At 51.5% G+C, this 8366-nt stretch carries 9 protein-coding genes; all 9 read left to right on the top strand.

Translation table 11 applies throughout. The annotated features are described in order from the left end of the window. A partial coding sequence (locus NT002_14515) for an NADH-quinone oxidoreductase subunit D (GenBank protein MCX6830477.1) occupies positions 1 to 153 on the top strand: 153 nt, incomplete at its 5' end. Further along, positions 150 to 626, top strand: a complete 477-nt coding sequence (locus NT002_14510; protein ID MCX6830476.1) for an NAD(P)H-dependent oxidoreductase subunit E — start codon at positions 150 to 152, stop codon at positions 624 to 626. The genes NT002_14515 and NT002_14510, both read left to right, overlap by 4 nt. A 1-nt stretch (position 627) precedes the next feature. After that, entirely contained in the window at positions 628 to 1911 is a 1284-nt protein-coding gene (gene nuoF / locus NT002_14505) for an NADH-quinone oxidoreductase subunit NuoF (protein ID MCX6830475.1), read from the top strand. Continuing rightward, the gene (gene nuoG, locus NT002_14500; GenBank protein MCX6830474.1) at positions 1911 to 4445 is read left to right on the top strand and encodes an NADH-quinone oxidoreductase subunit NuoG; all 2535 of its coding nucleotides are present in this window, start codon (positions 1911 to 1913) and stop codon (positions 4443 to 4445) included. Before nuoF ends, nuoG begins: the two co-directional genes overlap by 1 nt. 2 nt (positions 4446 to 4447) lie before the next feature. Then, positions 4448 to 5431: an NADH-quinone oxidoreductase subunit NuoH gene (gene nuoH, locus NT002_14495; GenBank protein ID MCX6830473.1), complete on the top strand. Its 984-nt coding sequence runs from the start codon at positions 4448 to 4450 to the stop codon at positions 5429 to 5431. Between the two features lie 11 nt (positions 5432 to 5442). After that, positions 5443 to 5919: an NADH-quinone oxidoreductase subunit NuoI gene (nuoI, locus tag NT002_14490; GenBank protein MCX6830472.1), complete on the top strand. Its 477-nt coding sequence runs from the start codon at positions 5443 to 5445 to the stop codon at positions 5917 to 5919. Between the two features lie 4 nt (positions 5920 to 5923). Continuing rightward, positions 5924 to 6457, top strand: coding sequence for an NADH-quinone oxidoreductase subunit J (locus NT002_14485; protein ID MCX6830471.1), 534 nt, complete (start codon positions 5924 to 5926; stop codon positions 6455 to 6457). Beyond that, entirely contained in the window at positions 6457 to 6759 is a 303-nt protein-coding gene (nuoK, locus tag NT002_14480) for an NADH-quinone oxidoreductase subunit NuoK (GenBank protein MCX6830470.1), read from the top strand. The genes NT002_14485 and nuoK overlap by 1 nt, the downstream gene beginning before the upstream one ends. A 12-nt stretch (positions 6760 to 6771) precedes the next feature. After that, a partial coding sequence (nuoL, locus tag NT002_14475; GenBank protein MCX6830469.1) for an NADH-quinone oxidoreductase subunit L occupies positions 6772 to 8366 on the top strand: 1595 nt, incomplete at its 3' end.

Below are 8366 nucleotides of genomic sequence, written 5' to 3'. Positions count from 1 at the left end.
GATGGAACCAACATGCCGCATCGGATGCGGGTACGTCCCCCTTCATTTGTCAATCTTTCGGCTCTGCCTAAAATGATTGAGGGAAGGCTGGTCGCCGACGTTATCGCCGCCATCGGCTCCATTGATATTGTACTGGGTGAGGTCGATCGATGATACTTAATGATACCTCCATTGCCGAAATCAAAAGACGGATGGCCCCTTACCCCCGGCGCAAGTCGGCCATCCTGCCCGCTCTCACCGTCGCTTATCGCCAGGTTGGTCATCTTAGCAATGAAATCTATAGGGAGATCTCGGACATTATCGAAGTCCCCTATATCGAGGTGGCCGAAGCCGCCAGCTTCTATACCATGTTTCCCAAAGAGCCAGTGGGGAAATATCTCATTCAGGTTTGCCATAATATCAGTTGCGCCCTTCTCGGCGCCGACAGTCTTATATCCTATCTTGAGGAAAAACTGAATATCAAAAAAGGGGAGACCACTTCGGACAACCTGTTTACCCTCGTATCGGTGGAATGTCTTGGCAGTTGCGCTTCCGCCCCCATGATGCAGATAAATGACAGTTACTATGAATTCCTGACCCGCGAAAAGGTGGATAAAATTCTTGCGGAGTTGAAACAGCAGGCCTGAGATGGAAAAGAAGATTCTTTTCAAATATATCGATGACCCCAATCAGATCAATATCGCCACCTATATTGACCATGGAGGGTACAAGGCCTGGGAGAAAGCGCTGCGCGGTATGACTCCGGCTCAGTTGATTGATGAAGTCAAGAAATCGGGTTTGCGCGGGCGCGGCGGCGCCGGTTTTCCGGCCGGACTGAAATGGAGCTTTGTCCCGAAAGACAGCCCCAAACCGCGCTATCTCATCTGTAACGCCGATGAATCGGAGCCCGGTACCTGCAAGGACCGGGTGCTTCTGGAGCATGACCCTCACGCCGTTATTGAAGGCATGGCCATCGCTGCCTATGCTATCGGTAGTCATCTGGCTTTCTGTTATGTCCGGGGCGAGTTCGCCCATCCCGCCTCAGTGATGGAAAGAGCCATCGAAGAGGCTTACCGCAAAGGCATGCTGGGCAAAAATATTTTCGGAACCGGATACGACCTTGATATGGCAGTGCATACCGGCGGTGGTGCATATATTTGCGGCGAGGAAACAGCGCTGCTCAATTCCCTCGAGGGAGAACGCGGCATGTCGCGCATTCGCCCTCCTTTCCCAGCCATCGAAGGATTGTACTCCTGCCCCACTGTCGTCAATAATGTCGAAACTCTGGCGTCCGTGCCGCCCATAATTAATAATGGCGCCGATTGGTATGCCTCCATGGGGACCGAAAAATCCAAAGGAACAAAAATTTTCTCTCTATCCGGTCACGTCAAGCGACCCGGCAATTATGAAGTCGTGCTGGGAACCCCTCTTTCATTCCTCGTCAATGACCTTGGCGGCGGTATGCTTGACGGGCATAAATTGAAAGCCGTCATTCCCGGCGGTTCGTCGACACCATTCCTGAAACCGGAGCAGATCGATACCCCGCTCGATTACGAATCACTGGCGGCAGCGGGATCGATGCTCGGCTCCGGCGGCGTCATCGTCATTGATGACCGCACCTGCATGGTTTGGGTGATTGAACGGCTGATACATTTTTATAAACACGAATCATGTGGCAAGTGTACGCCCTGCCGTGAGGGAACCGGCTGGCTGGAACAGATAATATCACGGATTGAACAGGGCGAGGGCAAACCGGGTGATCTCGAGAAAATTGATTCCATTTGCGATAATATCCTCGGAAGAACGATCTGCCCGCTGGGTGATGCCGCCGTGATGCCGATACAATCGGCGCTGAAACTGTTCCGAGATGAATTTCAATATCACATTGACAACAAGAAGTGTCTGGTGAAATCGGAGTTTGAATTTAAATAATGACTGATAACGGTAACAACATAACCCTGACTATCAACGGGCGCCAAATTACGGTCCCGAAAGGTACCACCGTGCTGGAGGCCGCCAAAATGAACGGGATCGAAATCCCGACTTTCTGCTGGCATCCCAAATTGAAACCGGTCGGTGCTTGCCGTATTTGCTATGTCGAAATCGAAAAAATGCCCAAGCTCCAGGTTTCCTGCGCCACCGAGGCTCTTCCGGGGATGGTCGTCTATACTGAAACCGAGAAAGTCAAACAGGGGAGAAGAGCGGTACTTGAATTCATTTTGCTGAATCATCCTCTTGACTGCCCCACCTGCGATAAGGGGGGCGAATGTGACCTGCAGGATAACACCTTTGCCCATGGCATCGACGACTCCCGCTTCGATTTCGATAAATACCGTTTTATCCGTGACCGGAAAGCGACTTTCGATGATTATCGCATAGGGCCGGAAATCATCCGCAATCAGAACCGCTGCATTCTTTGCTATAAATGTGTCAGGGCCAACAAGGAAATGTTCGGCGAATACGACCTTGGTGCCTTCCAAAGAGGCAATATTACCGAAATTGATGCGGCGCCGGGGGAAAAGGTTGATTCTATTTACTCCGGCAATCTGGTCGAGATATGCCCGGTCGGCGCCCTGACCAATTCAGATTGGCGTTATAAGATTAGAGTCTGGAAAACGCAGAAAATAAAATCTATCTGCTCCTATTGCGCCGATGGATGCAACCTCACCCTGTGGAAAGAACGCAGCCACATCTATCGCGCCACCTCGCGCCGCAACGATGCTATCGACGAAGGATGGCTCTGCGACATCGGCCGCTACGACTATCAGATTGCCAACAGCGAGAATCGCCTGACCACGCCGCTCATCAAAAAGGGCGATAAGCAGGTTCCGGCTTCCTGGGATGAGGCAATCGGTTTAATTGCCCGAAAATTCAAAGAGATAAAAGATAAAAAAGGCGGCGTCTGTATCGGCGGGCTGGTTTCCGCCAATCTCGATTCGGCGTCGATGTATGCCTTCTCCAAATTCTTCCGCACCGTTCTCCGCTCAAATAATGTCGACTATCGTACTGATTATAAAATGCTGCCTGAAAAAGGCGGTGATCTTTACTCCGAAATGGCGTCCCGCCCGTTTTCCATCGCCGGTATCGAAAAATCCGACCTGATTATCGTCGTCGGCTCGAATCTGATAAAAGAGCATCCCATCGTCAACCTCCGGGTGCGAAAAGCAGTCACACAAATGAGTGCGCAGCTCTTCACCCTCAATCCCTTTGCAACCAGGTCGAGTGATATTTCGCTTGATGAGATGGTACACACGCCGGGAACGCTTGAGGCGCTAATTAACGGCGTCTGTCTGAGTCTGGTTGATAAAGGATTGACCGCACCGGGAATCAATACGACTGGTTATTCGAAATTAATCGAATCCGATTCTCTCAGCAAAATCGCCCGGCAGACCGGAGTGTCGGAGGAGAGGATAAATTCTCTTGCCTCGGCCATTGCCCGCGCCCGCAAAATTACCATAATCGGCGGCGAATTGATTGCCATTACTCCTGCGCGCGATGCGATCACGGCGGCCATTCATAATCTGGCCCTTCTCAGCGGCATCTATGACAAGGGGCAGGTCGCTTTCCTGGCCCGGTCGGCCAACAGCCGCGGCGCCGGTAGACTCGGATTGGTGCCATTCCTCCCGGAGAACAAGATCGCAATGCTGAAACAGCTTTGGGGGAATTATCCGGAAAGCGAGGGGCTGGCCGCCGACCGGATGATATTAGCCGCAAAACGAGAAGAGATCGATTCCCTGTTTGTCATTGGCGTGAATCCTTTGGCTGCATATCCTGACGGCCAATTCATTAAGGAAGGTCTGGAGAAACTCGATTTTCTGGTCGTGGCGGATCTCTTTGAATCCAATTCCACCGAAATAGCCGATGTCGTTCTGCCCCTCTCGAGTTGGGCCGAATATAACGGGCATTTTGTGAATCTTGAGGGAACCATTCAAGCATTTGAAGCGGCCATGAAGCCGGTGGCAAATTCCCTTCCGGCCTTTGAGATCATAAACAAAATCGCCGCCGGCATGAAAGAAACAATATTCGGTACTATCGATCAATTGCACCGTGAAACATTAGACTTATTGGAAACTGATTCGGCGTCCCGTCGCGAGAATAAGCTCCTTGAGGTTCGTTATGCCGAGGAACCGCCGCATCCGGAATACCCATGGCCGCTTTTTGTTCTTGACGATCTGCATCACTTCGGCCATCTTACCGAAAAATCCCCATCGCTGGCCGCTTTCTGCAATGAGGCATATATCGAGATTTCACCCTCTTTGGCCGAACGGCTTGAACTGGAGAATGGAACCATAGTGCGGGTGGAATCAGAGGTCGGCAAGGTGATCCTGCCGGTCAGGATTTCCGAGCATATTGATAGCGATGTCGTCCTGCTGAGTGGAAATTTCGCCGCCATGCCGGTTAATGTCCTGCAGATGCGCAAGAGAAGAATCGACCGTGTCAAATTGACAAAGGTGGAGGAAGCATAAGCATGCTCACTTTCGCCATAATTTCGGCTCTGAAAGTCACCGTAGTGATAATTGCCGTCCTTACCGGTTGCGCTTATGCCACTTGGCTGGAGCGAAAACTGGTCGGCCGTTTTCAGCACCGTATCGGCCCCAATATGGCCGGCCCGTTCGGACTTCTGCAACCGATTGCCGACGGCATAAAACTGATTTTTAAAGAGGATATTGTCCCGGACAACGCCGAGCGCATCACCTATGCCCTGGCCCCGATCGTCATGTTTATTCCCGCTCTCCTTTCTTATGCGGTCGTACCTTTCGGCGACCAGGTGACCCTTTTCGGTTATCGGATCGATATGGTTATCTCGGATCTGAACATCGGTATCCTGTTTATTTTTGCCGTAACCTCTCTTGGCGTCTATGGCATTGTTATGGCCGGCTGGTCATCCGGTTCTAAATATTCGTTGCTTGGCGGGATACGTTCCTCGGCACAGATGCTATCATACGAAGTTGCTTATGGCCTGTCTATTATCTGCGTGCTGGTTATTGCCGGAACCCTCTCGCTCAAGGAACTGGTCGCCCAGCAGGAGCATTTCCTCGACTGGTTCATCTTCCGTCAGCCGGTCGGCTTTGTTCTCTATGCCATTTGCGCCGTGGCCGAAACCAATCGCGCTCCCTTTGACCTGGCCGAGGCCGAATCGGAACTGGTGGCCGGCTACCATACCGAGTACTCATCGCTGCGGTTTGCCATGTTCTTCATCGGAGAGTACGCCAATATGATCGCCGTTTCTTCGGTAGCCACAACTATATTCCTGGGTGGATGGCACGGACCGTTCCTTCCGCCGGTGGTCTGGTTCAGCATCAAAGTGTTTTTCTTTATGTCGGTCTATATCTGGCTGCGGGCCACGCTGCCGCGTCTGCGGTACGACCAACTGATGAATTTCGGATGGAAGGTTTTGTTTCCTCTGGCCCTTCTAAATGTTATGGTGACAGCCCTGGTTTTCAGGTTTTGAATTGAAATTGTATGGTTGATGTCATAAAAACAGTATTCATTGCGTTTCCGAAAGGGTTCTATACTACTCTCAAACACCTTTTCATGAAACCCGTGACTATTCAGTACCCCCGGGTCAAGAAACCGATGGCGCCGCGGTATCGAGGTCTGCATTATCTGGAAATCTACGAGGATGGCACCGAGCGCTGCGTTTGCTGTGGCCTTTGTGCCGCTGCCTGTCCCGCCGATGCCATCTATATGGAGGGGGCGGAAAAGGAAAAAAGCGAAAGATACGCCAAAATCTATGAAATCAATCTATTGAGATGTATTTTCTGCGGATTCTGCGAGGAGGCCTGCCCGGAGGAGGCAATATTTCTCGGCCATGAATATGAGTTTTCTAATGACAATCGCGACTCCTTTATATTTACTAAGGAACAGATGCTGACCAATCGTCCGGTAAAGGAGAAACCTTTTAAACGGATTATTCGCCGGGTGCGAAGGATATTTTAGTAAGATGATGGAACTGATAATTTTCTATTTTGCGGCTGTCGCTGCTGTGGGAGGAGCGCTGATGATGATTCTTCAGCGCAACCCGGTTGCTTCGGTTCTGTACCTGATTGTTTCACTGGTGGCATTGGCCGTCCTGTTTGTGCAGCTTAACGCCATATTTGTCGGCGCTCTCCTTATAATTGTCTATGCCGGCGCCATTCTGGTTCTTTTCCTCTTTGTCATCATGCTCCTGAATCTGCGCGGGGAGAAGTTCACCGAAAAGCGTCCCCGCATGGATAAGGCGACCCGGCTGATTCTGGCCGTTGTTTTCTTCGCGGAACTGGTCATCATTATCAAAGAGATGGCCTTCCCGCAGCGGATGAACAGCCTCATGGTGCAGGCCTCACCCGATTTCGGCACGGTCAGGCCGGTCGCGGAATTACTCTACACCAAATACATTTATCCTTTTGAATTGACTTCCATTTTGTTGCTGGTGGCCATCGTTGGCGCCGTAGTCATGGCCAGGAAAGATAAGAGCGAAAAGGAAGGGGACTCCTGATGGTTCCGATGCCGCATTATCTGATTGTCAGCGCCCTGCTGTTTGTCATCGGCGCGGCCGGCGTGATTCTGTCACGAAACCTGATCATCATGTTTATGTCGATTGAGGTGATGCTCAATGCCGCCAATCTGGCTATCATAGCTTTCTCCCGATTTCTGAACCTAATGGATGGTCATGTTTTTGTCTTTCTGATCATGGCTGTCGCCGCAGCCGAGGCGGCGGTGGGTCTGGCGATTATTATAACAATCTACCGCAATCGGAATTCGATCAATGCCGACCGGTTCAACTTGATGAAATGGTAAGGCAATCGTAGAATGAACGGATATCTCTATCTCATACCTCTCTTTCCGTTGATAGGATTCTTGTTGAATGGCCTGTTTATTGGTCGGCTCCACAAAAGAGTCATTTCCCTGATCGCCTGCGGTTCGGTCGGACTCTCTTTCCTTCTGGGCGTAAAATTCTTTTTTGATCTCCTTTCTCTGCCGGAAAATGCCCGAATCATTGGACAGGTGCTTTTCACCTGGATCTCCTCTGGTGAGTTCAATGTCAACATCGGTTTTCTTTTTGACCCGTTATCGGCTGTGATGGTACTGGTGGTCTCCGGAGTCGGATTCCTGATTCATCTCTACTCCATCGGATATATGCATGATGACAGCGGCTATGGCCGCTATTTCACCTATTTGAATCTGTTTGTCTTCTCTATGCTGACTTTGGTGCTGGCCGACAATTACCTCTTGATGTTCGTCGGCTGGGAGGGGGTGGGGTTGTGTAGTTACCTTCTTATCGGCTTCTGGTATGAGAAAAAATCTGCCGCCGACGCCGGCAAAAAAGCTTTCATCGTCAATCGCATCGGCGATTTTGGATTCCTGTTGGGGTTATTCATAATTTTCTGGCAGACCGGCTCACTTAATTTTGCGGCTGTCTTTGAAAAAGCGCCGGTGGTCTTTATGGCCGGCGGAGGACTCATTACGGCCGCCACTCTGCTCCTGTTCCTTGGCGCCGCCGGAAAATCGGCTCAGATACCGCTCTATGTCTGGTTGCCCGATGCTATGGAGGGCCCCACACCGGTCTCGGCCCTGATCCATGCCGCCACTATGGTGACCGCCGGCGTCTATATGATTGCGCGTTCCAATATTCTCTATACTCTCGCGCCGGTATCGCTGAGCGTTGTCGCCGTCGTCGGCATGGCCACCGCCCTCTTCGCGGCCACCATCGCTCTCGCCCAGAATGATATCAAAAGAGTGCTGGCTTATTCCACCATCAGCCAGTTGGGATATATGTTCACCGCCTGCGGCGTGGCCGCTTTCTCAGCCGGCATATTCCATCTCATGACCCATGCCTTTTTCAAAGCCCTTCTCTTCTTGGGCGCCGGCTCGGTGATCCATGCTTTATCCGGACAGCAGGATATGCGCCATATGGGCGGATTGAAACGGCACCTGCCCGCCACCTATCTCACCTTCCTGATCGCCACCCTTGCCATCGCCGGAATCCCCGGATTGTCGGGATTTTTCTCCAAAGATGAAATCCTCTGGAAAGCCTTCTCCTCCGATTACGGCTCCCCTTGGCTCTGGGCCGTCGGACTCTTTACCGCCATGCTGACCGCCTTCTATATGTTCCGGCTGGTCTTTCTTACCTTCTTCGGTGAGGAGCGTCTTGATCATCATGCTAAAGCACACCTGCACGAATCGCCCAAAATCATGACCGTGCCGCTGTCAATTCTGGCGGTCCTTTCCGTCATTGGTGGTTATATCGGCATTCCCTATGTCCTTGGCGGTAGCAATCAGTTTGAAAAATTCCTCGAGCCGGTGATGAGAGAGCATCCCGCAGCCGAATCAGCGCAGGCATTGTCCGCTTCGGTGCATAATGGCAATACCGAAATGATTCTTATGGTCGTTTCGGTGGCACTGAT

The organism is Candidatus Zixiibacteriota bacterium (assembly GCA_026397505.1).
Classification (GTDB): Bacteria; Zixibacteria; MSB-5A5; order GN15; family PGXB01; genus JAPLUR01.
Note: the sequence above shows the minus strand (reverse complement) of the source record. Positions and strands in the feature narration are given on the sequence as shown.

Bases quoted from the DNA above. Each gene is read 5' to 3' on its own strand.
- nuoG (MCX6830474.1), top strand. From the start codon at position 1,911: ATGACTGATAACGGTAACAACATAACCCTGACTATCAACGGGCGCCAA.
- NT002_14485 (MCX6830471.1), top strand. From the start codon at position 5,924: ATGATGGAACTGATAATTTTCTATTTTGCGGCTGTCGCTGCTGTGGGA.
- nuoF (MCX6830475.1), top strand. From the start codon at position 628: ATGGAAAAGAAGATTCTTTTCAAATATATCGATGACCCCAATCAGATC.
- nuoH (MCX6830473.1), top strand. From the start codon at position 4,448: ATGCTCACTTTCGCCATAATTTCGGCTCTGAAAGTCACCGTAGTGATA.
- nuoK (MCX6830470.1), top strand. From the start codon at position 6,457: ATGGTTCCGATGCCGCATTATCTGATTGTCAGCGCCCTGCTGTTTGTC.
- NT002_14510 (MCX6830476.1), top strand. From the start codon at position 150: ATGATACTTAATGATACCTCCATTGCCGAAATCAAAAGACGGATGGCC.
- nuoI (MCX6830472.1), top strand. From the start codon at position 5,443: ATGGTTGATGTCATAAAAACAGTATTCATTGCGTTTCCGAAAGGGTTC.